Origin of the sequence: Sinorhizobium fredii USDA 257 (assembly GCF_000265205.3) — a bacterium.
GTDB lineage: Bacteria > Pseudomonadota > Alphaproteobacteria > Rhizobiales > Rhizobiaceae > Sinorhizobium > Sinorhizobium fredii_B.
Genome location: NC_018000.1, coordinates 12232 through 37850, shown reverse-complemented (window position 1 = coordinate 37850; position 25619 = coordinate 12232). Strand labels below are relative to the sequence as shown.

Genomic DNA, 25619 nt, shown 5'->3' with positions numbered 1-25619 from the left:
GCCGCGCTTATGCACGGCGGGCCAAATGCAATCAAGAGGCACGCAGCGGTCAGGCGGGTTGCAGGAGGTCCCAGCGATTGCCGAACGGATCGGCGAAGACGGCCACGGTTCCGTAGGCTTCATGGCGCGGCGTCTCGACGACTTCGACGCCGACCGCGAGCATGGCGGCGTGGTCGCGGGCGAAATCATCGGTGAAGAGAAAGAAGCCGACGCGCCCGCCGGTCTGGTTGCCGATGGCCGCCCGCTGGCGTTCACCCTCGGCCTTGGCGATGATCAGCGCCGTTTCGGTCGCGCCCGGCGGCCGCACCAGCACCCAGCGCTTGCCGCTGCCGAGATCGGTGTCCTCGATCAGGTCGAAGCCCAATCGGCCGCAATAGAAGGCGATACCCTCGTCATAGTCCGGGACGAGAATGGCGACACGGGCAATAAACTGCCTCATGGCGTATCTGCCCCTTCGCCGGCAGGCGATTCAGGCGCGCTTACCGCCTTGCGTTTCAAACTGCGGCGGATCATCCCCAGACTGGCGCCGCCGAGCCCGAAGGCAGCGGCGAAATAGATCATCATCGCAGCTGCCATCAGGCCGCAGACGGTCGCGGCTTGAGTCAGAACCGGCGCGGCGGAAGAAAGCGGGAAGGCCAGCCACTGGATGGCATAGTGGAGCGCGGCCGCCATGATCCCGGCGGCGACCACGAGACGCGGAATGCGGGTCAGCAGCGGAATGTCGCGGCCCCAGTGCCCGCGCCAGGCGAGCGTCGCGAAGAGGAGGAGCGCATTCACCCAGCCGGCAACGACCTCGGCTGTGGCGATGCCGCTTGCGGCCAGCGACGGAAACAGCGTCAGTGCCAGCGAGACGTTCACCGCCACGGAGATCGCCGCGAAGATCATCGGCGTGCGGGTATCCTCGCGCGCGAAGAAGCCTGGAATGAAGGCCTTGATCAGCACGAAGGCCGGCAGGCCGAGACCGTAGATCGCCAGGATATGCCCGACGACGACGGTCGCTTCGGGCGAGAACTTGCCGCGTTCGAAGAGGAGCCTGACGATCGGCTCGGACATGACGAGCAGCGCGGCTGCGGCCGGCAGGGTCAGGAACAGGGTGAATTCGACGGAACGGTTCTGGAGGTTCGACGCCTCGCTGAGATTGCCGGCACGAAGCGCGCGCGCCAACTCCGGCAAGAGTACCGTCGCGACTGCGATGCCGACGACGCCGAGCGGAAGCTGGTAGATACGGTCCGCATAGACGAGCGAGGAGACCGCCCCCTCCTTGGCCGAGGCGATGTTGGTGTTGATCAACAGGTTGATCTGGGTAATGCCGCCGGTGATCGCCGCCGGCAGCGCCAGGACGAGCAGGCGCGTGACATTGGCGGTCAACCGCGGGCGGCGAAAGCCGATCCGTATCCCGGCGTTGCGGACGGCGATCCAGACGATCGCCAGTTGAACGAGACCGGCGGCCATGACACCCCAGGAAAGGCCGTAGCCGACGGCAACCGTGTCCTGGCCGATGTACCATGCATAAACAAGTACGCCGATCAGGATGAAGTTCAGGAACACCGGGGCGATGGCGGCGGCGAAATAGCGATGCAGCGAATTGAGCATGCCCGCCATCATCGCCGCCAGCGACATGCAGGCGAGATAAGGGAACATAATCGTCGCGAAGGTGACAGTGCTCGCGAATTTCGCCGGGTCGTCGGCGAAACCGGGGGCGATCAGCTCGCGCACGATAAACGGCATCGCGAGTTCCATCGCGATCGTCAGGAGAAGAAGAACGGTGAAAAGCACACCAAAGACTTCTTCGGAAAAGCGGCGGGCGCCCTCCATGCCGCGCGCTTCGATCTCCTTGGCAAAGAGCGGCACGAAGGCCGCGTTGAACGCTCCTTCGGCGAAAAGCCGGCGGAAGGTATTCGGCAGCCGGAAGGCGGTGTTGAAAGCGTCGGCGACCGGTCCGGTGCCGAGTGCGGCCGCCATGAAGGTCTCGCGCACGAAGCCGAAAACGCGACTTCCGAGCGTCGCGCCCCCGACGGTTGCGAATTTCTTGACTAGGCTCATGTTTCGGCTTTTGTCGTTTTGGACGCGTTCGAGATCCGCGGCGGATGGGCCGGCGCGATGATGCCGGATGGCATGCGCTCGCGCGCCTCGTCGACCTCGCCGGCGAGCACCGCCTTCAGGCGCGCGGCAATATTGGCCTGCCGGTTCTCGTTGGTGATCTTCGCGCCCACCAGGTCGGTCACATAAAAGGTGTCGATGACCTTCTCGCCGAACGTGGTGATATGGGCCGAGGCGATATCGAGCGAAAGGTCGGAGAGCACCGCCGTCACCTCCGAAAGCAAGCCGGTCCGGTCGAGGCCCTCGACCTCGATGACGGTGAACTTGTTCGACAGCGTGTTGCTGATCGTCACCTCCGGCGTCACGGTGAAGGCCTTGCTGCGCTTCCTCGCCCGGGTGCGGCTGGCGATCACCTCCGGCAGGCGCTTGCGGCCGGAGAGCACGTCCTCGATCAGTTTGCCGATGCTCGCCGCCCGCCGCGTCTCGTCCTCGTCGACCGAAAACTCGCGGTTGACGAGGATCGTATCGAGCGCCCGCCCGTCCGCGGTCGTATGAATCTGCGCATCGACGATGTTGGCGCCCGCGGCTGCGCAGGCGCCGGCGATGACCGTCAGCAGGCGCGGATGGTCCGGCGAAAGCACGGTGATTTCAGTGATGGCGTGGAAGTGATGGGTGCGCACCATCGTCGCCAGAGTCTTGCCGGCGCGATCCGCCTCGCGGATGAACTCGGCGTGCCGCACCTGATCCTCGACTGCCACGGTGAGGAGATAGGGCTGATAATGGAGCCGGACATAGGCGTCGCGCTCCTTCTTCGGCCAATCCTTGAGTGCGTCGCCGAGTATGAGCGCGGCGTGCTTTGCCCGTTCCTTGCGCGACAGTTCCGAGAAGCCGCCGGAAAGAAGCAGTTCCGTCTCATAGTATAGCGTGCGCAGCAACTGCCCTTTCCAGCCATTCCAGACACCGGGGCCGACGGCCCGGATGTCGCAAACGGTCATGATGAGCAGCATCTTCAGGCGATCGAGCGATTGCACCCGTTCGGCGAAGTCGAGGATAGTCTTTCGGTCGTTGAGGTCGCGGGTCTGGGCGACCATGGACATGGTCAGGTGTTCCTCGACCAACCAGACCACTGTTTCCGTCTGCTTCGGTGACAGGCCGAGGCGCGGGCAGAGCTTGCGGGCCACCTTGGCGCCGGCCACCGAATGATCCTCTGGGCGACCCTTGGCGATGTCGTGCAGCAGCACGGCAACGTAGAGTGCTTCGCGGTCTTCGATACTGGGCATGAGCATCGCCGTCAGCGGGTGCGCCTCCTCCTCGAGGCCGCGATCGATCCGCGAGAGAACGTCGACGGTGCGCAGGAGATGCTCGTCCACCGTGTAGTGGTGATACATGTTGAACTGCATCATCGAGACGATCTTGCCGAAATCCGGAATAAAGCGGCCGAGCACGCCCGACTCGTTCATGCGCCTCAGGATCAGTTCCGGATTGCGCCGAGAGGTCAGGATCGACAGAAAGAGCCGGTTGGCCTCGTCGTTTTCGCGCAAATGCGGAGTGATCAGGCTGAGCGAGCGCGTCACCTGCTTGAGCGCGGCCGGGTGGAATTCCAGGCCGTGAATATCGGCGATATGGAACAGGCGCAGCAGGTTGACCGGATCGCGCTTGAAGACCTCCGGGCTCGCGAGCGCGATGCGGCCGCCATCGTCGACGAAGTCGAGCGTGCCGGCAATCTTGCGCGTGCGGTGCCTGAAGCGGCTGAAGACGCCCGAAATCCCCGGCGTATCCTTCGCCTGCTGGTCTTCAAGCGCCGCGCAGAAGATGCGGGTGAGATCGCCGACGTCCTTCGCGACGAGGAAGTAGTGCTTCATGAAGCGTTCGACCGCCGAGAGGCCCGGATGGTCGTGATAGCCGAGCGCTTCGGCAATCTCGCGCTGGATGTCGAAGGACAGCCGCTCCTCTGCCTTTCCGGTCAGAAAATGCATGTGGCAGCGTACCGCCCAGAGGAAATCATCCGATTTCTGGAAAAGCTTGTATTCCTGCCGCGACAGGACGCCGAGCTTGACGAGGTCGGCCGGATCCTTGACCCGGTAGAAATACTTGGCGATCCAGAACAGCGTGTGCAGGTCGCGCAGGCCACCCTTGCCTTCCTTGACGTTCGGCTCGACGAGGTAGCGGGTGTCGCCCGCCTTACGGTGGCGCCCGTCCCGTTCGGCAAGCTTCGCGGCGATGAATTCGGGGCCGGTGTTGCGGACGATCTCATGGTCGAAGCGCTGTTCGAGTTCACCCGCCAGGGCCTCGGAGCCACAAATGTAGCGGCATTCGAGGATCGCCGTGCGGATCGTCATGTCGGCGCGCGATAGGCGGATGCATTCGTCGATGGTCCGCGTCGCATGGCCGACCTTGAAGCCAAGGTCCCATAGGACATAGAGCATGAACTCGATGGCGGGTTCCGCCCAGACCGCCTTCTTGGAGGGCAGCAGGAAGAGCAGGTCGATATCCGAGCCCGGCGCTAGCGTGCCGCGGCCGTAGCCGCCGACAGCCGTCACGGCAAGCCGGGTTGCCGGCGGCGCATGGGCGGCGTCGAACACCTCGTTCAACACGAAATCGTGCAGCACGGTGATGAGCTGGTCCTGCAGCCAGGAAATGCGCTCGGCGCATTTGATCCCCGCGCCGTCGGCGGCCAGCAGTTCGCGGGCCTTGGCTCGGCCTGCATTGTTCGCCTCCTTGAAGGCGGCAAGCAAGGCACGGCGCATCGGTTCGCGTTGCTCGGCATGGGCCGAAGCAATGAAGCCGCACTTCGCCCGCAGTGCGGCGACGTCGAGAATTTCGAGAAAGGAAGTTTCGTGTCTGGCCATATAGTGCCGGGAGGCGTCCTGTCCGACTGATCGTATGGTTCGCTGCAGGTGCAAGCGATCCTGCATGTCATTCGGATCGGCTTCTGTCTACCGCATGTTTCCTTAAATCGTAGCCGATTTAAGGATGAAAACATGCAACATTCGAAGTGCTACAGCGATCTTTGCGCGTCAGACAGACGTGCGGCGCTGTAGGGCCGGAATCATGCAGCATTTCAAGCACTACCGCGTGCCCCCATGAAAAGGCACGCGGCGCTGTATAGCCTTTTTGCCTGTCGATTGACAGGGAAAAACGGTGCATTACAAGACACGAGGCGCGCGCCAAGTCAGCGGCCGGCGAGGTCCTTTTTTAAGGTGTAGAGCGCATCGAGCGCCTCGCGCGGCGTCATGTCGTCGGGATTGATCGCCCTCAGCGCCTCTTCGACCTTGGAGGGGCCGGAAACCCTTGCCGCTTCCTCACGCCGAACCGCGACCTGGAAGAGCGGCAGGTCGTCGATGAGCTGGCTTGCCGGGTTCTTGCGGTCGGCATCTTCGAGCTTGGCAAGCACGTCCCTCGCCCGCGCGACGACCGACGCGGGCAAGCCGGCAAGCCGGGCGACCTGGATGCCATAGGAACGGTCGGCAGCGCCAGGGCCGACCTCGTGCAGGAAGATCACGTCGCCGTCCCACTCCTTGACCCGCATGGTGGCGTTCGACAGGCGTCCGAGCTTCTCGGAAAGCACGGTCAATTCGTGAAAATGGGTGGCGAAGAGACCTCGGCAGCGATTGACCTCGTGCAGATGCTCGACCGCCGCCCAGGCGATCGACAGACCGTCGAAGGTCGCGGTGCCGCGGCCGATCTCGTCGAGGATCACCAGCGATCGGTCGCTTGCCTGATTGAGGATCGCCGCCGTCTCGACCATTTCGACCATGAAGGTAGAACGGCCGCGGGCGAGGTCGTCCGAGGCGCCGACGCGCGAGAAGAGCCGGTCGACGATACCGATATGGGCGGCGTTGGCGGGCACGAAGGAACCCATCTGCGCCATGATGGCGATCAGCGCGTTCTGGCGCAGGAAGGTCGACTTGCCGCCCATGTTCGGGCCGGTGAGCAGCCATATGGCGCCGGCCTCAGGACCGTCCGTTGGCGACAGGTCGCAGCCATTGGCGACGAAAGGATTGCCCGCCTGGCGCCTCAGCGCCTGCTCGACGACCGGGTGGCGTCCGCCGTCGATCAAGAACTTCCGCGAGTGATCGACGACGGGCCGCGCATAGTTCTGCTCTTCCGCCAGGACGGCAAGTCCCGCCGAGACGTCGAGAGTCGCGAGCGCCAGCGCCGCCGCCTTGATCGCCTCGGCATGGGCGACGACCTCGCGCGTCATCGCCTCGAACGCCTCGAGCTCGATCGCCAGCGCACGGTCGGCGGCATTGGCGATCTTCGTTTCGAGCTCGGCGAGTTCCGTTGTGGTGAAGCGCATGGCGCTCGCCATGGTCTGGCGATGGATGAAGCGGGCGCGCCCGGCATCCGTGTCGGTCATCGCCCCGGCATTGCCGGCGGTGACTTCGATAAAATAGCCGAGCACATTGTTGTGCTTGATCTTCAGCGACTTGATGCCGGTCTCTTCGCAATATTGAAGCTGCAGTCCGGCGATGACGCGGCGCGACTGGTCGCGCAGCGCCCGAACCTCGTCGAGCTCGCCGCTCGCCGCTTCGCGAAGGAAGCCGCCGTCGCGCTTCAGGAGCGGCAGGTCTTCGGCAAGCGTCGAATCGAGACGTGCCAACAGGGATGCCGGCAGCGCGGCGATCGCGGCCTGCGCCTCGGCAAGCTCCGCCGATAACCGAGCGCCCGAAAGCAGCGTCGAGGTCGCCGCCGCCGCCCGGAGCCCGGCCTGGATGGCGCCGAGGTCCCGCGGCCCGCCGCGGCCGAGTGCGAGCCTGGACAGGGCGCGCGGCATGTCCGGCGCGCGCCGCAAGGTGTCGCGGACATCCATGGCGAAGCTTGGCTGGTCGAGCAGGACCTCGATCGAATCGAGCCGCCGGTTGATCCGCTCCGGGTCGGTCAGCGGCGACATCAGCCGCTCGGCGACGAGACGCGCGCCGCCGCTGGTGACGGTCCGGTCGAGGGCTCTGAGCAGGCTGCCGTCACGGGCGCCGGACAGCGTCTTGACGAGTTCGAGATTGGCGCGGGTTGCCGGGTCGATGAAGAGGGTCGAGGCGGCGCTCTCCCGCTCGGGAATACCAAGCGGCGGACGCTCGGCGAGTTGCGTCTTCTCGACATAGGAGATCGCCGCCGAGGCGGCCGCAAGTTCGGCGCGCGAGAAAGTACCGAAGCCATCGAGGGTCTTGACGCCGTAGTAACGGGCGATCCGGCCCTCGGCGGTCGCGCTGTCGAAGAGGACGGCGGGCTGCGGTACCGCCACGCGGCCGAGCACGTCGAACACCGGGCGCAGTTCCGGATCGTGGAAGACGGTATCCGGCAGGATCAGCTCGCGCGGCTCGACGCGCAGGATGTCGGCCAGCAGGCGGCTCTCGCCCGTCTCGGCGAGACGGAAGATGCCGGTCGAGATGTCGATCCAGGCAAGCGCATAGGCGGGCTCCGAGCCGCTCCGGATGCGGGCAAGCGCCATCAGATAGTTGGATTCCGAGGGCGACAGCAGCTTGTCCTCGGTGATCGTTCCGGGTGTCACCAGCCGCACGACGTCTCGGCGCACGACGGATTTGCTGCCACGCTTCTTGGCCTCGGCGGGATCCTCCACCTGCTCGCAGACGGCGACCCGGAAGCCGAGCGCGATCAGCTTCTGCAGATAGTCGTCGGCGGCATGGACCGGCACGCCGCACATCGGGATATCCTGGCCGAGATGCTGGCCGCGCTTGGTGAGGGTGATGCCGAGCGCGCGGGAGGCCTCCACCGCATCCTTGAAGAACAGCTCGTAGAAATCGCCCATGCGGTAAAACAGCAGCGAATCCGGATTGTTCGCCTTGATCTCGATGAACTGCTCCATCATCGGCGTGGCAGTGGAGCGGCTCTCCTCGCTCGCGAGTTCGGACACGGAAAGGACGTCGCCCGTGCGGCTCGATGCGTCACTCATGAAATTCATGATTGTTCCAAAAAAAGAGATGTCACACTATCCGCAAGCATTTATAGACGACAACAACAAAGCGGCAGACCGGAACGGTCGCCCACAGGAGGTTGAGGAAACATGCCGGCTACCGACAAGTCCGACCGCACGATGACGAGCGTCACCGCCCAGGAGGCGCTCGACTTCCACTCCCAAGGTCGTCCCGGAAAGCTGGAGATCTCGCCCACCAAGCCGATGGCGACGCAACGCGACCTGTCGCTCGCCTACTCGCCAGGCGTCGCCGTGCCCGTCAAGGCAATCGCCGAGGATCCGGCGACGGCCTACGACTACACGGCACGCGGCAACATGGTGGCGGTGATTTCGAACGGAACGGCGATCCTTGGCCTCGGCAATCTCGGGGCGCTTGCCTCGAAGCCGGTGATGGAGGGCAAATCCGTGCTCTTCAAGCGCTTTGCCGACGTCGATTCGATCGACCTCGAAGTCGACACCGAGAATGTCGACGAATTCATCAACTGCGTCCGCTTCCTCGGCCCCACCTTCGGCGGCATCAATCTCGAGGACATCAGGGCACCGGACTGCTTCATCATCGAGCAGCGGCTGCGCGAGGTCATGGACATCCCGGTGTTCCATGACGACCAGCACGGTACGGCGATCATCGCCGCTGCCGGGCTCATCAATGCGCTGGCGCTGACCGGCCGCGACTTCAAGACCACCAAGCTCGTCTGCAACGGCGCGGGTGCTGCCGCCATCGCCTGCATCGAGCTCATCAAGGCGATGGGCTTCAACCCGGAGAACATCATCCTCTGCGACACCAAGGGGGTGATCTACCAGGGCCGCACCGAGGGCATGAACCAGTGGAAGTCGGCGCATGCGGTCAAGACCGACCGCCGAACACTGGCCGAGGCGGTCGAGGGCGCCGACGTGTTCTTCGGTCTCTCGGCAAAGGGCGCGTTGTCGCCCGACATGGTGCGCTCCCTGGCGCCGAGGCCGATCATCTTCGCCATGGCCAACCCGGACCCGGAAATCACCCCCGAGGAAGTCGCCCAGATCCGCGACGATGCGATCGTCGCGACTGGCCGCTCCGACTATCCGAACCAGGTCAACAATGTTCTCGGCTTCCCCTATATCTTCCGCGGCGCCCTCGATGTGCGCGCCTCGACGATCAACGACGCGATGAAGATCGCAGCGGCGGAAGCGCTTGCCAGCCTCGCCAAGGAAGACGTTCCGGACGACGTCGCCGCCGCCTATCAGGGCAACCGGCCGCGCTTCGGACCGCAATACATCATTCCGGTGCCCTTCGATCCGCGCCTGATCTCGGCGATCCCGATGGCGGTCGCCAAGGCGGCCATGGAAACCGACGTTGCGCGCAAGCCGATCACGGATCTCAATGCCTATGGGCAGCAGCTTTCCGCCCGGCGCGATCCGATCGCGTCGACGCTGCAGCGCATCTACGAGCGCGTCCGCCGCCAGCCGAAGCGCATCGTCTTTGCCGAGGGCGAGGAAGTGCAGATGATGCGCTCGGCCATTGCCTATGCGAACCAGCAGCTCGGCACGGCCATCCTGCTCGGGCGCGAGGAACAGATGCGCGAAACCGCCGAGCGGGAAGGCATCGACCTCGATCGGCCCGGCATCCAGATCGTCAACGCGCGCCTGTCGAAACGCGTCGGCGCCTATACCGACTTCCTTTATGCCCGGCTGCAGCGCAAGGGTTATCTCTTCCGCGACGTACAGCGGCTGATCAACAACGACCGTAATCACTTCGCCGCCTCGATGGTCGCGCTCGGCGATGCCGACGGCATGGTGACCGGCCTCACGCGCAATTACTCGACGGCGCTCGAGGACGTCCGCCGCTGCATCGACGCGAAGCCCGGCCACCGGGTGATTGGCGTATCGATAGCCCTGTGCCGGGGCCGCACCGTGCTCGTCGCCGACACCGCGGTGCACGACATGCCCTCGGCCGAGGAACTCGCCGACATCGCCGAGGAGGCAGCCGGCCTTGCCAAGCGGCTCGGCTACGTGCCGCGCGTCGCCATGCTTGCTTACTCGACTTTCGGCCATCCGTCGGGCGAGCGTTCCGAGCGGGTGCGCGAGGCCGTGAAGATCCTCGACCGGCGCCGCGTCGATTTCGAATATGACGGCGAGATGGCCGCCGACGTGGCGCTCAATCACCGGGTGATGGAGCAATATCCGTTCTGCCGGCTTTCGGGCACCGCCAACGTGCTGGTGATGCCTGCCTTCCACTCGGCCTCCATCTCTACCAAAATGCTCCAGGAGCTGGGCGGCTCGACGGTCATCGGCCCGCTGCTCGTCGGCCTCGACAAATCGGTGCAGATCGCCTCGATGTCGGCCAAGGACTCCGACATCGTCAACTTGGCCGCGATCGCCGCCTATAATGCCGGGACATAAGCCGCTGCACGTGCCATTCTGGCGCGGCCCGCCTCATCGCGACAGAACGCATTAGCAAATCTGTCCGGTAACGGTACAAAGTCTCCAAATAAAACAAGAGCCCACTTCTTGGGAAAGGAAGTGGGCTCAATATAATGCGGCCGACCTACACCTTACGTCATACAAAATGGCAGGAACTTACCGCGATCGAGGCTCCCTCCAGCCGCATCGACGATCATCCCCTTTGTTTTCTACACTGCTTCGTGATGAAACTGAGATCCAACCACGACGATAAAATTCAATGCTTCTAACTTAGAAGTCAAACATATACTTAATAATTGGTTAATACTTGAACCGTGCCTAAAAAAGGCATGGCTTCGCCGGGCCGGATCGGCACTGCTGGTCGGCCTGCTGCATGTTTCCTCAAATCCTAGCCGATTTAAGGATAAAAACGTGCAGCAATTCAAAGTGCTACAGCGACCTTTGTGCATCTGATGGCACGGCGCTGTGGAAGAGGGATCAGGAAACTGACGAAGAAAAGCGTCCGGCGTCGGCACCGTAGTAGTTGAGATAGCGGCCGGATATATTGCTGATCGGCAGAACGATCAGCACGTCCGTCGTGCGGAAGGCATGATCGACCACGGCACCTTCTCCGACCATGGCACCGAGACGCATATAGCCCTTGATGAGGGGCGGCAGGGCCGCAAGCGCCTTCTTCGGATTGATCGCTTCGGATGGCATCAGGTCCATCGTGCGAAAGAGTTCCGGCCGGGCGGCGACCGTCCATTCGTCTCTGGCCAGGACATTGTGGTGCAGGAAGGAAAGCGCCAGCGCGTGCTCCTCGGGAACGACCCCCGGAAAGGAGCCGCAGCCGAACATGGCATCGATGCCATGTTTCAGCGCATAGGCCCAGTTGCCCTGCCAGAGCAGTTCCACCGTGCGCTTGGTCCGGTATTCCGGCAGCACGCAGGAGCGGCCGAGTTCCATGAAGCGCTTGCCCGGGTGGCGGGCGAGAAGATTGCCAATCGCAAACTCGGAAGCCGAGTAGAAGCCACCCGCCCGCGCGGCAACCTCCTGGCGCAGCAGGCGATAGGTGCCGACGATCTGCTCCTCCGGATCGCCTTCGATGGACGTGTCTAGGACCAGCAGATGGTCGCAAATCGCGTCCCAGCCATCGACGTCGCGCTTGCGCCGTTCGGCTTCCGGCGCCACCTGCGCCTTCATCTCCTCGACGAAGACCCGGTAACGCACGGCCTGCGCCGCGTCGATCTCGGCCGCGGAACGGGCAAGCCGGGTTTCGAGATTGGCGATGCGGCCGAGAACATCGGTTGCCGGTGCGGCAATCGTCTTGCGGACGCAAGCCCGTGAGGTGTCAACCACGCTCGTCGAATCCAGAAGGTCGATCGTCATGCCGTGTCATCCCGAGTCGTCACTGTCTGCCCGGGCTTAAACCACGTTTCTGCAACAACATAGTGACACGCGGACGCGAGGCAACCCCGATCCGCGACAATGTCGGAGAACCGAGGCTACGGTTGCCCGGTTTCGAGCAGCCGAGCGACTTCGGCGAGGAACCGCGCCGGTTCGGCCGGCTTTGTGTGTACGGCGTCCGCACCGGCTGCAAGCAGCAGATGATGAAGATCGCTGCGCATGTCCGACGTCAGAACGACCACCGGCACCCGGCTCCAGCTCCCGGGCGCTTCCCTCCCGCGGAGGCGCCGAAGCAGGGCGAGCCCGTCACCGCCCGGCATATTGAAGTCCGTTACGATCAGTCCCGGCGCCTCCTTGCCTTGCAGGGCGGTTTCGAGCGCGGCGAAGTCGCCGATGTGGTCTACGGTGTGCCCGGCTCTCTCCAGCATCTTCCGCAGGACCAGGGCGTTCACCGGGTCGTCCTCGGCGAGCAGCACCCGGCGGCCATCCTGCGAGACCGCCGCGGCCTTCCGCGGCTCTGCCCTGAGGATCGGTCTGTTGTCGTTGATCCCGTCACGTTTTTCGATGCCCGTCAGCCGGCCGAGCAGCACTTCCACCAGCGATTTCTCCCGCAAGGGGCGGATCAGCCAGGCTTCGTACCCGCCCATCCGGTTTACCGGATGGCTGGTGCGCTCTTCGGGACTGATCAGGCAGGTCTTGCGCAATCGGAGTCGTTCGAGTCCCGGCTCCCGGGACAGGAGTTCGCGGAATTGTGCCGCATGGCGGTGATCGACGATGATATCCGTCAGCGGCAAGTGACCGGCGAGCACCTGGGCCACGACGCCGCGCGCCGCCGCCAGAGTCGGCGCGCGACGGCATCGGCCGCCGAGCGTCTCTACGGTCGCAGCAAGCGCCGCCGAAGCGGGGCCGTCGGGAGCGAGCAGGAGCACATGCGCCTCGGCGAGAACGCCCCGGCGGAGCTGTGCCGCTGCATCAACCGCTTCGACAGGAAAGCGGACTTCGAAGCGGCTTCCCTCTCCCGTAACGCTTGACGCGGTCAGGCAGCCGCCGAAAGCCTCCACGATCCGACGGGATATCGCCAGTCCAAGACCCGTTCCCTTGGAGCGCTGGGCGTCGTCACCGGCCTGCTCGAACTCCTCAAAGACGCGCGCCAGTTCGTCGGCCGCCATGCCGGGGCCGCTGTCATCGACGCGGATGCGGACCCGTCCTTCGCCGAAGTCGGCCGTGACGAGCACGCCGCCGGCTTCGGTGAATTTCACGGCATTGCCGATGACGTTGAACAGCACCTGCCGCAGACGCGCGGCATCAAACGCCACGCGAGACGGCACATTCGTATCGATCGCGGCGCCGATTTCGATGCCTTTCTCGTGGGCGCGATGGGAAAGCATCTCCACCACGTTCTCGATCACGAGGCGCAGGTCCTGCTCAGACGGATGCAATTGGAAGCGGCCGGCCGAGAGCGAGGAGAAATCGATCAGGTCTTCGACAAGTTGAACCAAAGCGTGGCCCGACTGCTGCATATCGGCAAGATAGTTCCGCTGCTCGGCCGACAGTTTCGTCTGGGCGAGCAGATGGCTCATCCCGAGAATGCCGGAAAGCGGCGTGCGGATCTCGTGCGTGACCGTCGCAAGCAGCCGCGATTTCGCCTGGCTCGCCTCTTCGGCGCGCAGTCGTGCCTCCTCCCCCCGGCGCGCCGACTGCGCCTCTTCCGTTACGTCCCGGGCGATGCTGTGGCGCATCAGCCGACCGGTTGCCGGCTCGCGAATGACGACTTCGTGCCAATCGTAGAGGCGCAAGCCGGCCGGCGTCGCGAAACGGACGATGAAACGGTCGGGACCCGGCCGCGGCTCAAAACTCAGGCCGAGCGAAGCGCAGGTGAGACCCCGCACGTCGGCATGACCGCAGAGTCGGCTGAACACGGCGTTCGCCTGGACGATCCGGCCGTCCATCCCCCGGATGAGAGCGATGTCCCCCAGCGCGTCATGGATCGTCGAAAGCAGCTTCGCCGTTGCGGAACATTGCCGCTCCGCTTTGCCTGTAATCTCGCCCGTCGCCGAGGCGCGGACGGACGCCGCACTATCATCGGCGAGCAACAGGAATGCGCCGGCGAGAGCGCCGACGGCAGCAAGGGCCGGCAGCAGATGAAGACCGGCGCGCGCGCCCACGACGAGGAGAAGCGCCGCCGCAACGAGACCGGCGAGAGCGAAGAGAATGCGGCCAAGGGACGTTTCGCGATCAATCGCCGACCGGCGCACAGTCGCCGCGCCCACCGCCGATGGCACGAGGTCGACGGCTGCGGATCTTGCGCCCGAGCTGGCTTGTTTCCGCGGCATGACTGATGAAGGCTCGCTCATGTCTTCAATCTGACATCGCAAGCCTTCCGAATGGCTTCAACGGACTTCTAAAGTTTTAGCGACCGCGTTCTTTTCGCCTGCAGAAGCTCGTCGAGAACGATCGCCCCGGCGCCGACGGTGATGAAGCTATCGGCAAGATTGAAGACCGCAAAGGACCAGCTGGTGGTGTGAAACAGGATGTAGTCGATGACATAGCCGAAAAGCAGCCGGTCGACGAGGTTGCCGAGCGCGCCGGCAATAATCATCGCATAGCCTAGATGGGCGAAAAACCGGTCCTTCGGCGTGCGGCGCCACAGCCAGAGCACGAAGGCGACCACGGCCAGACGGATGCCGACGATGAACCAGCCTTCCATTCCCGAGAGCATCGAGAAGGCGACACCGAAATTATAAGTCCGGTAGAGGGCCAGCATCGGGACGACCGGCACCGCCTCCTGGAAGGGCAGGAACGCTTCCACCAGATATTTGACGGCCTGGTCGGCAACGATCGCGACGAGGATGAAGAGCGCGATCGGCAGCGGCCGGGAAAACAGGGTGTTGCGTTCGCTCATCAGCGGGCATCCGTCGACAGAAGGTGGCGGCGCGCTTCGAACAGCATGATGCCGGTGGCAATCGCCAGATTGAGCGAGTCGGCGCGTCCAGCCTGGGGAATCCGTGCCAGCGCGGCGGCTTCGCGGGCGAGTTCGACCGGCAGGCCGGCCTGCTCGTTGCCCATCAGCAGGACGACCGGCTTCGACCGGTAGTCAATGGTGCGGTAGTCGACGGAGCCCGCCAGATGCGTCGCCACCACCTGGACCCCCGCCGAACTCTGCCAGCGGATGAAATCCTCGACGCTGGTCCGGACGATCGGCATGGCGAAGACGGAGCCCATCGTCGCCCGCACGGTTTCGAGCGAGAAAGGATCGGTGGTCTCGCCAATCAGGATGATGCCCGACGCCCCCGCGGCGTCTGCCGTGCGGATGATAGTGCCGAGATTGCCCGGATCGCGCACCCGGTCGAGCGCCACATAGGTCTGGTCCTCCCCGGGACGGATATCCTTCAGCGGCTGGTAGCGCTGCTCGAAGATGCCGACCACCATCTGCGGGTTGTCGCGGCGGGTGATCGTCGAGATCACCTTCTCGTTAACCTCGAGGACGAGCCCGCCCTTTGCCACAGTCTTCGCCGCGACCTGCTCCACCTGCGGCTTGCCCTTGGCCCCCTTGGCATAGACGAGCGTCTTGATCTTCCAGCCGAGATCGAGCGCATCGATGACCAGCTTCAGCCCTTCGGCCATGAAGGAACGCGTCTCGTCGCGATGCTTCTTCTGGGCGAGCGCGCGGATATCCTTGATGATTGGATTGGTGAGGCTGGTGACCTCCTTCACCTGGCCGACGCGCGGCGTGCCGTGATCGCTTCTGTCAGAGTTCATTTGGGTACCCAGCGGCTGAAGAGGGAAGTGGAAAGCGCCCGCCCCGGCGCCTTGCCGTCGAGACCGCCCTCGCGGATGATGAGCTCGCCCGATTCCACCCGGCCGCCGCAGCCGCGCATCGTTTCGCGCATGAGCTCGTGGATCGAATAGAAGCTCGCGCGGATGGAATAGGCGGTCAGCACCAGGCCGCGGGCGTCTGGCGAGAGGATTTCGCGGCAAATGTCGAGCATCGCAGCCAGATGATCGAAGAGCTGCCAGACCTCGCCGTTCGGCCCGCGGCCGAACTTGGGAGGGTCGGTCAGAATGATATCGTAGCGGCTGCCGCGTCGTTCCTCGCGCTGGATGAACTTCATAGCGTCATCGCAGATCCAGCGGATCGGCAGCTTCTCGGCGCGCGCCATCGTCTGGTTCTCGCGCGCCCAGCCGATCGCCTTCTTCGAGGCGTCGACATGGGTCACCTCCGCGCCCGCCTTTGCGGCGATCAGCGAGGCGACGCCGGTATAGCCGAAAAGATTGAGCACCTTCAGCGGCCGGCCGGCCGACGCCACCTGGTCCTTCATCCACGACCAATGGGCAAGCTGTTCCGGGAAGACGCCGACATGGCGGAAAGACGTGAAGCGGCCGAGAAAATCCGTGTCGAGAAGCTGCATCGGCCAGGTTTCCCCCAGCGCCTCGTTCGAAAAGCGCCAGCGGCCCAGGCCGTCCTCGTCGGTATCGCCGGTGAAGATCGCGTCCGCCCTCTCCCAGACGGCGGTCGGCAATGCTTTCGGCCACAGGGCCTGGGCCTCGGGCCGGACGATGCGATAGGGGCCGTATTGTTCCAGCTTCTCGCCGTCGCCGCTATCGATCAGATGATAGCCCGCGGTCGGCACCGTTTCGAGGATGAGCGGCACCGTCTCGGCCGGCTTCTCGCCGGTCCGCGGCTCTATGGCGCGCGCCGGCGCGCTCTCCTGTGCAGCTGGCCGCTGCAATTTCTGCGGCGGCGGCCCGCCCTTGCCCTTCGGAGGGCCGCTCTTTGCCGGGAGATGCCCGTGCTCGTGACGACCGCCACGCGCTTCCGCACCGCGTCCCCTTGCCGCCGTGACCGAGGCGTTCTTCGATCGCCGATCTTTTTCCTTCACGCGCTGACCCTTGGATTTTCGCTCGACCACCGGCACATCCGCTCTCGCCTACAATCAGACGGAATGCGCCGCGCCCGCGCGCCCGGATGGATGCGCGGCATGCTCAGTGCGTGCAATAGCATCGTGGATGCTATTGGCAAAGCCGTTTCCGGTCTGCGAAGATCGGCGGCGTCACCAGACGGGAGGAAGCTCTATGGACATCACTGGAGAGGAGCGGATCGCGGCACGCCGCGAAGCGGTTTGGCAATGCCTGAACGACCCCGACATCCTGAAGCGATGCATCCCCGGATGCCAGGCGATCGAAGCGGTCTCGCCGACGGAACTCACTGCCGTCGTGAAGGTCAAGATCGGCCCGGTTTCGGCGACATTCAACGGCACGGTCATGCTCTCCAACCTGAACCCGCCCGAGAGCTACAGGATATCGGGTGAAGGAAAGGGCGGCATCGCCGGCTTCGCCAAGGGTGGTGCGGATGTCACGCTTACCGAAGCAAGCGATGAAACGGTGCTGCGCTACGATGTCAAGGCCGAAGTCGGCGGCAAGCTCGCTCAGCTTGGCTCTCGCCTGATCGATTCGACGGCCAAGAAGCTCGCGCAGCAGTTCTTCGCCAATTTGAACCTCGCTGTCAGCGGCGAAGCGGCGGATTGAAACAGAAGCCTGCGCCGACACCCGTCAGTTCTGCGGTGCCGGCAGGTTCGTCTGCGCCAGCCTTTCGGCCTCGCTGCGGTGCTTTTCAGCCTCGCGATGCCATTTCAGCGCCTCGTGGGCCTCGTTGCGCGCGCGGCGGCGGTATTTTCCCTGGCTGAGCCAGACCGCGGCCGCTCCGAGGATCAGACCGACGGTAACCGCGAGAAACAGGAAGAGAAAAAAGGGCGCCGATACGGAAAGCACGCTGTCGGCCGTATCGAACGGATTGAGCGCCAGCGTGACAGTCTGGCGGTTGGCGACGCTCAAGGCGATGAGGATCACCGCCAGCGGTACGAGCACGACGATGTTGACGATTTTCTTGAACATGCACGGCTCCGGCTATGGCACCGGCTCGGAATGCTCTCAGGCGGGCACGGCGCGCAGATTGGAATGAAAGGGACGGTGCCGTTTTCGGAAAGCGGGCCGCCCTGGTCGCTGCGCCTCTCGTTCAGTCTTCATCCTTATCGTTCATGCCGGGATTGAGCCGCTCGCGCAGCTCCTTGCCGGTCTTGAAGAAGGGAACCCATTTTTCCTCGACGAAGACGGAATCGCCGGTGCGCGGGTTGCGGCCCGAGCGCGACGGCCGGTTCTTCACCGAGAAGGCACCGAAGCCGCGCAGTTCGACCCGGTTGCCGCCCGCGAGTGCATCAGTGATCTCATCGAGAACCGCATTGACGATATTTTCGACATCACGGTGATAGAGGTGCGGATTGCGCGCGGCCACAATCTGCACCAGTTCTGATTTGATCACTTTCGCCCCCTTGGATTTTTTGCTTTTCTGTCTGCTTTGTGACGCTTGGAAGGTCTCTCCGGACACACCGAACTCGGAGCGGGCCTCATCGCGCCTCAGGGGCAGCCTAATGGCGCCTTCCTTATTGAGCATCAACCTGCCAAACCGAAACAAGACCGTCAAGAAACAACTTGTCGCCGCCGATCTTTTCGAGCCCGTTCATCGCCGGAAAAGCATCATATCCCAACAGCTTGAGCCAATGGGAGACGACAGTCGAAAGCCCGAACGGAAAGGAGCCGCCCGGTTCTTCCCAATCCACCACCGGTAGGTCCTTCGACACCTTGCGCTCGGCGAGGAAGGCCCTGATCTCGTCGTCTCCGCCGATCGTGTCGACGAGTTTGCCCTTGAGGGCCTGCCGCCCGGTGAAGATGCGACCATCGGCCAGCGCCAGCGCCTCCGGCCGCGGCAGCTTGCGCCGCTCGGCCACGAGATCGACGAACCAGTTGTAGCTGTCGTCGATCATCGTCTGGATCATCGCCCTCGCCTCCGGGCTCGGCGGGTGGAACGGCGATGGCTCGGCCTTCAGCGGCCGCGACTTTATCGACTCGAGCGACACACCAACCTTGTCCATCAATTGCTTGACCTGCGGATACTGGAAGATGACGCCGATGGAGCCGGTGATGGAGGTTTCGCCGGCGACGATGCGATCGCCGGCGAGCGCGATCAGGTAGCCGGCAGAGGCGGCGAGCGTCCTGACGTCGGCGACCACCGGCTTTTTGGCTGCGACCTTGCGGATCGCCTTGTAGAGCACTTCGCCACCATAGGTGGTGCCGCCCGGCGACGATATGGTGACGATCAGAGCCTTGGCGGAATTATTGTCGGCGATCCTCTCCAGTCTCTCGACCAGTTCGCGGTCGTCCTGGATAAGCCCGGACACGGTAACGCGCGCGACGTGCTCGCGGGCCCGTTCGCTGACCTCGGTCCAGCCGGAGAAGGCGATGAGCGCGAAGCCGCCCAGGACGAGAATGGCAGCTGCCGTCCAGCGCCAGAAGCTCAGCTTCCTGCGCAGGCTGCGGCGATCGGCAATGGCGAGTTCGTCCATGGGCATCTCCCAAATTTTGGCGCGGGTCCTGTCAGTTTCCTCAGGAACATGCTATCTGCGCCCGCGGTGGCAGGCTAGATAGGCGCGGCTGGCGGCCGAGGAAAGCCGAAATCCGCGTTTTTCGCAGCCCTTTCAAAGTTTTTGCCGCTCCATTGCCCGACGATAGCAGAATAACCATATTCGCCGTTACTTACGCCATTGCATGTAAATGCGGATCTTGCGGATATCGCAGGATCCCAACGGAACTGACGGACCCTTGATGCTGAACCAAGCGCACTTCCCCGATATCTTCTCCGATTCGGGCACGAGCTCCGCGGATGCCTATGCATCGGCGGCGCGGCACTCCGCGCGGGTGAAGCGCCTGAAAGTCGTCTTGCCGCTCGCGGCCGGCGTGATTGCTCTCATCTTTGCAGTCGTTTCCTTCGTGCGCGCATTTCTGCCGGAAGACTTGCAGCTCGAAACCGCGACGATCGAAAACGGCAAGATCGTCATGCAGAATCCGGCGATTTCCGGCCGTAACCGGCAGGACATCAGCTATTCCATGAAGGCCCAGCGTGCGCTGCAGGACATCGCCAATCCGGATATCATCACGCTCGAGCAGATCCATGCCGAAATGCCGGTCAACGACACGATGGTCGCTACGGTGGACGCAACAAGCGGCATTTACGATCGCGGCGGAAATACACTCGACATGAACGCCCCGTTCACTATTTCGATGAATAATGGCGTCAATGCCGATTTCCAGTCGGCTTATCTGGATATCGACGCCGGCGAAATGGAAACGAAACGCCCGATTGCCATCAGCATGAAGGGCGGATCGATCATTGCGCAGTCGCTGCGAATGACAGATAAGGGACGTGTTGTAACATTCGAAGGCATGGTCCGGGTCAATGTCGAACCCAGCGCCATCCGCAAGAACGCCAAATAGGACCTGGTGCACCCATGTCGGTCACTTCTACCGTTTCTTTTAAGGTATCTGCCACCCTGGCTGCCGCCGGGATCGGCGCTTTGATGATTGCATCCGGCGCCTTGGCGCAGGCCACATCAAGCCGCATGAAGGGCATGCAGCTTTCCAACGACAAGCCGATCCAGATCGAGAGCGACAAGCTCGAGATCAAGGATCCGGAAAGCAAGGCGATCTTCACCGGCAACGTGAAGGTCGTGCAGGGCACGACGACGCTGCAGGCCGGCAGCATGACCGTTTTTTACAAGACCGGCGGCGGCACGATCTCCGGCGGTAATGCCGATATCGACCGGATCGAGGTCAGCAAACAGGTTTTCCTGAATTCCGGTGTGCAGCAGGCGACCGCCGACACCGGCTCCTTCGACCTGACCCGACAGACTCTGGTTCTCAAGGGCGACAAGGTCGTCCTGTCCGAGGGCAAGAACGTCTTCGTCGGCTGCCAGTTGAATGTGCAAATGGATACGGGCGAAGCCCAGCTCGAGGCCTGCGGCGGCCGCGTGCAGATTCAGCTCGATCCGCAGTCCCGCAAGCAGAATTGATGCAAGATTCGGACGTGCAGATTCCATTTTTTCCCAAACGCAAACGGGTCAAGAAGCCGTCGGCGGCAGCCGTTGCTGCGCGGCCGGTCGACAAGGCGCGCTATGATGGCACGCTGATCGCCCGCGGTCTGACAAAATCCTACCGCTCGCGGCGGGTCGTCAACGGCGTCTCGCTCGTCGTGCGGCGCGGCGAGGCGGTCGGTCTGCTGGGCCCGAACGGCGCCGGCAAGACCACCTGTTTCTACATGATCACCGGGCTGGTCCCGGTCGACGAGGGTTCGATCGAGATCAACGGCAACGACGTCACGACCATGCCCATGTACCGCCGGGCGCGGCTCGGGGTCGGCTACCTGCCGCAGGAAGCCTCGATCTTCCGTGGGCTGACGGTTGAGGAAAACATCCGCGCGGTGCTCGAAATCCACGACAAGAACGTCGATCGGCGCGAGAGCAAACTCAACGACCTGCTTGGCGAATTTTCGATCACGCATCTGCGCAAAGCGCCGGCCATCGCCCTTTCGGGCGGCGAACGCCGGCGCCTTGAAATCGCCCGCGCACTTGCGACCGATCCGACCTTCATGTTGCTCGACGAACCTTTCGCGGGCGTCGATCCGATCTCGGTCGCCGACATTCAGGCGCTGGTCCGGCATCTGACCTCGCGCGGCATCGGCGTCCTGATCACCGATCACAACGTGCGCGAAACGCTCGGACTGATCGATCGGGCCTACATCATCCATGCCGGCGAAGTGCTGACCCATGGGCGTGCCAACGACATCGTTACCAATCCGGATGTGCGCAGGCTCTATCTCGGCGATAATTTCAGCTTGTAGCGACGCGTGCAGGCGAATTGGCCGGCATACAACGCCTCGGCGCTTGACCAAATCTAACTTATAAGCAATTTTTGGGCCAATTAGAAAAATGGCCCGTCCACGCAAGACAGGCCGAGATTTGACGGGAGTTTCGCGCCTGCATGGCTTTGTCCGCCAGCCTTCACTTGCGACAGTCACAGTCGCTGGTCATGACGCCGCAACTGATGCAGTCGATCCAGCTGCTTCAGATGACGCATCTCGAGCTCGCCCAGTTCATTGCCCAGGAAGTCGAAAAGAACCCGCTGCTTGAATTTCAATCAGGCGAGGAGACGGGCTTCGGCTCGGATCGTGCCGAACGCGACGAGGCAGGCCTGGCCCCCGAGGCCGGCGGCGGGGCGGAGGAGCCGATCGGCCAGGGCGACCTCTACGACAGCGCTACTTCAAGCTCCAGCGAGCGGCTCAGCGAAGAACTCGACGCAGACTTTGCCAATGTCTTCCAGGACGACACGGCGCCGCAGCGCGCCGATGCGCCGGAACTGCTCGGCCAATGGAAATCGATGCCGGGCGCCGGCGGCAGCGACGACGGCGAGGGATACGATCTCGACGATTTCGTCGCCGGCCGGAAAACCCTGCGCGAGACCCTGCTCGAGCAAATCCCCTTTGCCCTTGGCGCCCCCTCCGATCGGCTGATCGCGCAGCATCTCATCGACCAGCTCGATGAGGCCGGTTATCTGCATGCGGAAATCGGGGAAACGGCGGCCAGGCTCGGTGCGAGCGCGGCAGATGTGACGCGCGTCCTTCTCGTGCTCCAGCAGTTCGATCCACCCGGCGTCTTCGCGCGCACGCTCAGCGAATGCCTCGCCATTCAATTGCGCTTGCGCAATCGCCTCGATCCGGCCATGGAGGCGCTTGTCGCCAATCTCGAGCTTCTGGCGCGCCGCGACTTCGCGACGCTCAAGAAGATCTGCGGGGTCGACGAGGAGGATCTCGTCGACATGCTCGCCGAAATCCGCAAGCTCGATCCGAAGCCGGGGACAAGCTTCGAGACCAGCGTCACCGAGGCGATCATACCCGACGTTATCGTCCGTTCAGCGCCAGACGGCGGCTGGCTGGTCGAGCTCAATCCCGACGCGCTGCCACGGGTTCTCGTCAATCACGCGTATTTTGCCGAGATCTCGCGCCACAGCCGGAAGAACAGTACCGATCAGACCTTCCTCAGCGAATGCATGCAAAACGCCAACTGGCTGACGCGCAGCCTCGACCAGCGCGCCAGGACGATCATGAAGGTCGCGAGCGAGATCGTCCGGCAGCAGGATGCCTTCCTGGTCCATGGCGTCGATCAACTGCGGCCGCTGAACCTCAGGATCGTCGCCGACGCGATCAAGATGCATGAATCGACGGTAAGTCGCGTCACCTCGAACAAGTATATGCTGACCCCCCGCGGCCTTTTCGAACTGAAGTATTTCTTCACCGTGTCGATCGGTTCGGCGGAGAACGGAGACGCCCATTCGGCCGAATCCGTCCGGCACCGCATCCGCACGATGATCAATCAGGAAAGTGCCGATGCGGTACTGTCCGACGACGATATCGTCGATATCCTCAAGCAAGCCGGCGTCGACATCGCGCGACGCACCGTCGCCAAATATCGCGAGGCGATGAACATCCCCTCCTCGGTCCAGCGGCGTCGCGAGAAGCGCGCTCTTGCCAAGGCGGCCGGGTTCTGATTGCGGTTTTTTCGCGGCGGCAATTGACTCCCCGCGGCGCAGACGATATGAGGCCGCCGCGAATTGCCGAGGCCACCACTCCACTTCGGCGGCTCCAGGCGGCCCGTCCTGGCCCTTGCTGAAACGCTTGGATGACGGAAGCGCTTGGAATAGACTGGATACGCAAGTCACGAACGAGAGAGGAAACTCCATGAGTGTGCGTGTATCCGGTAAACATATGGAAATCGGCGAATCGTTTCGCTCGCGCATAGGCGAGCAGGTCCGCGAGGCCGTAACCAAATATTTCGACGGAGGATATTCAAGCCAGGTCACTGTGGAAAAATCCGGCTCACGCTTCAGCGCCGACTGCAAGCTTCATCTCGATACGGGCGTGGTCTTGCAGGCGAATGGTCAGGCGAATGAGCCACAGGCGGCTTTTGACGCGGCCTCGGACCGCATTGAGAAGCGGCTCCGGCGCTACAAGCGCAAGCTCAAGGACCATCACAACGGCAATGGTCAGAATGCCGCCGAGGTGGCCTACATGGTAATGGACTCGGTGCCTTTCGAGGACGAGGAAGTTCCCGATGATTATGCACCGACCATCGTTGCCGAAACCACGAAACAACTGAGGACGATGTCCGTCGCCAACGCCGTCATGGCGCTCGACATGACGGACGAACCGGTGCTGATGTTTCGTACCCCCGGCAAGGAAGATCTGAACATCGTCTATCGGCGCAACGATGGAAATATTGGCTGGATCGACGCCGCCAATATCAAAAGATGAGTGGGATTGGGGAACGCCGGCACGGTCGGCCTTCCCCGCCGCTCCGATCGGCGGGCCGCCGGGAAAGCTCGATTTTCCTGTGCATGGGATCCGCCAGGCTAAAGATGGTTAGAGCCATTGCGGCATATTTGTGATCAAGTTGTCGGGCCCTAACCGGCGAACGAGGATAAAAGAATGGCATTGGCAGGCTTGCTGCATCAAAATGCGATCATCCCGGCCATGAGGGCCAACTCGAAAAAACAACTCCTTCTGGAATTGGCGGCAAGAGCATCGAAACTCACCGGTCTGCCGGAGCGGGAGATTTTCGACGTCATCCTGCAGCGCGAACGACTCGGTTCGACCGGCGTCGGCAACGGCATCGCCATCCCGCACGGAAAGCTCGGCAACCTTTCTTCGCTCATCGGCATCTTCGCCAGGCTCGATACGCCGGTGGACTTCGAGGCGCTCGACGACCAGCCGGTGGACCTCGTCTTCCTTCTGCTCGCGCCGGAGGGCGCCGGAGCCGATCATCTGAAAGCACTGTCGCGCATTGCGCGGGTGCTGCGCGACCACGACATGGTGACGCGAATCCGCGGGACCGACTCCGCAAGCGCCATCTACATGCTTCTCAACGAAGACACGACCTCGCACGCCGCGTGAGAAGCGGCCGCCAGGAGCGGCAAGGCTCATCTGAAAGCTCGGCCTACGCCGACGAGCGGCGATCGTGTTTCCGTCGGCTTGTCGACGCAACCCGGGCTGCGTGAGGCCGGATTGACCAAGTAATTCAAGCGTTACGCTGCTCCTCGCTAATCTCCGAAAGACTGCTGCCGCATATTCCGAGGGGCTATCGACAGTTTCCCCGCCGTCAACAATAATCCACCACAGCATCCGATCCACGACCGGGGATGCGGGAGGAGGACATCATGACGGGCAGGCTTGCGGGCAAGGTCGCGCTGATCAGCGGCGGCGCCGGTGGCTGCGGGCTGGCGGCGTCCCAGCTCTTCGCGCGCGAGGGCGCCAAGGTCGGCATTGTCGACCTGCCGAAAAGCAAGGGCGAGGAGGTTGCCGAGGCCATTCGCGCCGAGGGCGGGCAAGCCGTGTTCGCGGCCGCCGATGTCTCGGTCTCGGCCGAGGTCAGCGCCGCGGTGCGTACCGTCGAAGATGCTTTCGGTCCGATAACCGTCCTCTTCAACCATGCCGGCATTCTTGCCGTCGGTCCCTTCCTCGAAACGGAAGAGGAAGAGTGGGACCGGCTGATGGCGGTGAACGTGCGCAGCATGTTCCTGATGACCAAGGCGGTGCTTCCCGGGATGATCGGCGCCGGTGGCGGCAGCATCGTTTGCACCTCGTCGATTTCCGCGGTCGCGGCGACGCCGATGGAAGTGCTTTACGATACGACCAAGGGCGCCTGCCACATGTTCGCCCGGGCAATCGCCGTCGAGTTTCGCGACCGGGGCATTCGCTGCAATGCCGTCTGCCCCGGCTTCATCGCCACCGATCATGGCAAGCGCGAGGTCGCCGGCTTGAGCAAATACGGGGTCGACGTGTCCGAAGCGGCGATCGCCGCCCAGCAGGGGCGGATGTGCGATCCGATGGAGGTCGCCAACGCCGCCCTATTCCTGGCGTGCGACGAGTCGAGCTTCGTCAACGGCACGCACCTGTTCGTCGACAATTGCTTCACGGCTGTCTGAG

Annotated in this window: 21 protein-coding genes; 9 read left to right on the top strand and 12 right to left on the bottom strand. The window is 63.3% G+C overall.

What is annotated here, in order from left to right; genetic code table 11:
- Nucleotides 1-49 precede the first annotated feature (49 nt).
- The 4 genes from USDA257_RS00170 to mutS form a co-directional block, all read right to left on the bottom strand.
- A complete protein-coding gene (locus tag USDA257_RS00170) occupies nucleotides 50-439 on the bottom strand; it encodes a VOC family protein (RefSeq protein WP_041413689.1) in 390 nt (129 codons plus the stop codon).
- Complete coding sequence (murJ, locus tag USDA257_RS00165; RefSeq protein WP_014760840.1) at nucleotides 436-2043, bottom strand: murein biosynthesis integral membrane protein MurJ; 1608 nt, start codon at nucleotides 2041-2043, stop codon at nucleotides 436-438. Before murJ ends, USDA257_RS00170 begins: the two co-directional genes overlap by 4 nt.
- Nucleotides 2040-4889, bottom strand: a complete 2850-nt coding sequence (locus tag USDA257_RS00160; protein WP_086018034.1) for a [protein-PII] uridylyltransferase — start codon at nucleotides 4887-4889, stop codon at nucleotides 2040-2042. Before USDA257_RS00160 ends, murJ begins: the two co-directional genes overlap by 4 nt.
- A gap of 323 nt (nucleotides 4890-5212) precedes the next feature.
- Nucleotides 5213-7960: a DNA mismatch repair protein MutS gene (mutS, locus tag USDA257_RS00155; protein ID WP_014760838.1), complete on the bottom strand. Its 2748-nt coding sequence runs from the start codon at nucleotides 7958-7960 to the stop codon at nucleotides 5213-5215.
- A 102-nt stretch (nucleotides 7961-8062) separates the two neighbouring features.
- On the opposite strand from mutS, the gene USDA257_RS00150 reads away from it, so the two are divergent.
- Nucleotides 8063-10348, top strand: a complete 2286-nt coding sequence (locus USDA257_RS00150; protein WP_014760837.1) for an NADP-dependent malic enzyme — start codon at nucleotides 8063-8065, stop codon at nucleotides 10346-10348.
- A 498-nt stretch (nucleotides 10349-10846) separates the two neighbouring features.
- Here the strand turns inward: USDA257_RS00150 and USDA257_RS00145 are convergent, their stop codons facing one another.
- The 5 genes from USDA257_RS00145 to USDA257_RS00125 form a co-directional block, all read right to left on the bottom strand.
- Nucleotides 10847-11737 carry a GNAT family N-acetyltransferase gene (locus tag USDA257_RS00145; RefSeq protein WP_014760836.1) on the bottom strand — a complete coding sequence of 297 codons (891 nt, stop codon included), beginning with the start codon at nucleotides 11735-11737 and terminating at the stop codon, nucleotides 10847-10849.
- Nucleotides 11738-11853: 116 nt separating this feature from the next.
- On the bottom strand, nucleotides 11854-14109 hold the full coding sequence (locus USDA257_RS00140; RefSeq protein ID WP_014760835.1) for a PAS domain-containing hybrid sensor histidine kinase/response regulator: 2256 nt from the start codon (nucleotides 14107-14109) through the stop codon (nucleotides 11854-11856).
- Between the two features lie 47 nt (nucleotides 14110-14156).
- Nucleotides 14157-14657 (bottom strand): signal peptidase II, encoded by a 501-nt coding sequence (gene lspA / locus USDA257_RS00135; RefSeq protein ID WP_014760834.1) that lies wholly within the window; start codon nucleotides 14655-14657, stop codon nucleotides 14157-14159.
- Nucleotides 14657-15514, bottom strand: coding sequence for a TrmH family RNA methyltransferase (locus USDA257_RS00130; protein ID WP_014760833.1), 858 nt, complete (start codon nucleotides 15512-15514; stop codon nucleotides 14657-14659). Before USDA257_RS00130 ends, lspA begins: the two co-directional genes overlap by 1 nt.
- Nucleotides 15511-16635, bottom strand: a complete 1125-nt coding sequence (locus tag USDA257_RS00125; protein ID WP_014760832.1) for a class I SAM-dependent rRNA methyltransferase — start codon at nucleotides 16633-16635, stop codon at nucleotides 15511-15513. The genes USDA257_RS00130 and USDA257_RS00125 overlap by 4 nt, the downstream gene beginning before the upstream one ends.
- Before the next feature lie 193 nt (nucleotides 16636-16828).
- On the opposite strand from USDA257_RS00125, the gene USDA257_RS00120 reads away from it, so the two are divergent.
- Nucleotides 16829-17281, top strand: coding sequence for an SRPBCC family protein (locus USDA257_RS00120; protein WP_014760831.1), 453 nt, complete (start codon nucleotides 16829-16831; stop codon nucleotides 17279-17281).
- Nucleotides 17282-17305: 24 nt separating this feature from the next.
- On the opposite strand, the gene USDA257_RS00115 is transcribed toward USDA257_RS00120, so the two are convergent.
- The 3 genes from USDA257_RS00115 to sppA form a co-directional block, all read right to left on the bottom strand.
- A complete protein-coding gene (locus USDA257_RS00115) occupies nucleotides 17306-17647 on the bottom strand; it encodes a hypothetical protein (RefSeq protein WP_014760830.1) in 342 nt (113 codons plus the stop codon).
- Nucleotides 17648-17768: 121 nt separating this feature from the next.
- Entirely contained in the window at nucleotides 17769-18071 is a 303-nt protein-coding gene (locus USDA257_RS00110) for an integration host factor subunit beta (protein ID WP_014760829.1), read from the bottom strand.
- Between the two features lie 121 nt (nucleotides 18072-18192).
- Nucleotides 18193-19152 carry a signal peptide peptidase SppA gene (gene sppA, locus USDA257_RS00105; RefSeq protein WP_014760828.1) on the bottom strand — a complete coding sequence of 320 codons (960 nt, stop codon included), beginning with the start codon at nucleotides 19150-19152 and terminating at the stop codon, nucleotides 18193-18195.
- 259 nt (nucleotides 19153-19411) lie between these two features.
- On the opposite strand from sppA, the gene lptC reads away from it, so the two are divergent.
- From lptC to USDA257_RS00070, 7 genes are all read left to right on the top strand, one after another.
- The gene (gene lptC, locus USDA257_RS00100) at nucleotides 19412-20080 is read left to right on the top strand and encodes an LPS export ABC transporter periplasmic protein LptC (protein ID WP_041413686.1); all 669 of its coding nucleotides are present in this window, start codon (nucleotides 19412-19414) and stop codon (nucleotides 20078-20080) included.
- A gap of 14 nt (nucleotides 20081-20094) precedes the next feature.
- A complete protein-coding gene (locus USDA257_RS00095) occupies nucleotides 20095-20655 on the top strand; it encodes an LptA/OstA family protein (RefSeq protein WP_014760826.1) in 561 nt (186 codons plus the stop codon).
- Nucleotides 20655-21482 carry an LPS export ABC transporter ATP-binding protein gene (lptB, locus tag USDA257_RS00090; protein WP_014760825.1) on the top strand — a complete coding sequence of 276 codons (828 nt, stop codon included), beginning with the start codon at nucleotides 20655-20657 and terminating at the stop codon, nucleotides 21480-21482. Before USDA257_RS00095 ends, lptB begins: the two co-directional genes overlap by 1 nt.
- A 140-nt stretch (nucleotides 21483-21622) precedes the next feature.
- Nucleotides 21623-23185 (top strand): RNA polymerase factor sigma-54, encoded by a 1563-nt coding sequence (gene rpoN / locus USDA257_RS00085; RefSeq protein WP_014760824.1) that lies wholly within the window; start codon nucleotides 21623-21625, stop codon nucleotides 23183-23185.
- Nucleotides 23186-23375: 190 nt separating this feature from the next.
- Nucleotides 23376-23948 carry a ribosome hibernation-promoting factor, HPF/YfiA family gene (gene hpf, locus USDA257_RS00080; RefSeq protein ID WP_014760823.1) on the top strand — a complete coding sequence of 191 codons (573 nt, stop codon included), beginning with the start codon at nucleotides 23376-23378 and terminating at the stop codon, nucleotides 23946-23948.
- 174 nt (nucleotides 23949-24122) lie between these two features.
- Nucleotides 24123-24587: a PTS IIA-like nitrogen regulatory protein PtsN gene (ptsN, locus tag USDA257_RS00075; protein WP_014760822.1), complete on the top strand. Its 465-nt coding sequence runs from the start codon at nucleotides 24123-24125 to the stop codon at nucleotides 24585-24587.
- Nucleotides 24588-24850: 263 nt separating this feature from the next.
- Nucleotides 24851-25618 carry an SDR family NAD(P)-dependent oxidoreductase gene (locus USDA257_RS00070; RefSeq protein ID WP_014760821.1) on the top strand — a complete coding sequence of 256 codons (768 nt, stop codon included), beginning with the start codon at nucleotides 24851-24853 and terminating at the stop codon, nucleotides 25616-25618.
- Nucleotide 25619: the final 1 nt, after the last annotated feature.

Coding starts and splice junctions, on each gene's coding strand:
- mutS (WP_014760838.1), bottom strand. CDS start 7,960: ATGAATTTCATGAGTGACGCATCGAGCCGCACGGGCGACGTCCTTTCC.
- USDA257_RS00145 (WP_014760836.1), bottom strand. CDS start 11,737: ATGACGATCGACCTTCTGGATTCGACGAGCGTGGTTGACACCTCACGG.
- USDA257_RS00170 (WP_041413689.1), bottom strand. CDS start 439: ATGAGGCAGTTTATTGCCCGTGTCGCCATTCTCGTCCCGGACTATGAC.
- USDA257_RS00070 (WP_014760821.1), top strand. CDS start 24,851: ATGACGGGCAGGCTTGCGGGCAAGGTCGCGCTGATCAGCGGCGGCGCC.
- USDA257_RS00095 (WP_014760826.1), top strand. CDS start 20,095: ATGTCGGTCACTTCTACCGTTTCTTTTAAGGTATCTGCCACCCTGGCT.
- USDA257_RS00140 (WP_014760835.1), bottom strand. CDS start 14,109: ATGAGCGAGCCTTCATCAGTCATGCCGCGGAAACAAGCCAGCTCGGGC.
- sppA (WP_014760828.1), bottom strand. CDS start 19,152: ATGGACGAACTCGCCATTGCCGATCGCCGCAGCCTGCGCAGGAAGCTG.
- USDA257_RS00150 (WP_014760837.1), top strand. CDS start 8,063: ATGCCGGCTACCGACAAGTCCGACCGCACGATGACGAGCGTCACCGCC.
- USDA257_RS00120 (WP_014760831.1), top strand. CDS start 16,829: ATGGACATCACTGGAGAGGAGCGGATCGCGGCACGCCGCGAAGCGGTT.
- USDA257_RS00130 (WP_014760833.1), bottom strand. CDS start 15,514: ATGAACTCTGACAGAAGCGATCACGGCACGCCGCGCGTCGGCCAGGTG.
- rpoN (WP_014760824.1), top strand. CDS start 21,623: ATGGCTTTGTCCGCCAGCCTTCACTTGCGACAGTCACAGTCGCTGGTC.
- USDA257_RS00160 (WP_086018034.1), bottom strand. CDS start 4,889: ATGGCCAGACACGAAACTTCCTTTCTCGAAATTCTCGACGTCGCCGCA.
- lptC (WP_041413686.1), top strand. CDS start 19,412: ATGCTGAACCAAGCGCACTTCCCCGATATCTTCTCCGATTCGGGCACG.
- lptB (WP_014760825.1), top strand. CDS start 20,655: ATGCAAGATTCGGACGTGCAGATTCCATTTTTTCCCAAACGCAAACGG.
- hpf (WP_014760823.1), top strand. CDS start 23,376: ATGAGTGTGCGTGTATCCGGTAAACATATGGAAATCGGCGAATCGTTT.
- murJ (WP_014760840.1), bottom strand. CDS start 2,043: ATGAGCCTAGTCAAGAAATTCGCAACCGTCGGGGGCGCGACGCTCGGA.
- ptsN (WP_014760822.1), top strand. CDS start 24,123: ATGGCATTGGCAGGCTTGCTGCATCAAAATGCGATCATCCCGGCCATG.
- lspA (WP_014760834.1), bottom strand. CDS start 14,657: ATGAGCGAACGCAACACCCTGTTTTCCCGGCCGCTGCCGATCGCGCTC.
- USDA257_RS00115 (WP_014760830.1), bottom strand. CDS start 17,647: ATGTTCAAGAAAATCGTCAACATCGTCGTGCTCGTACCGCTGGCGGTG.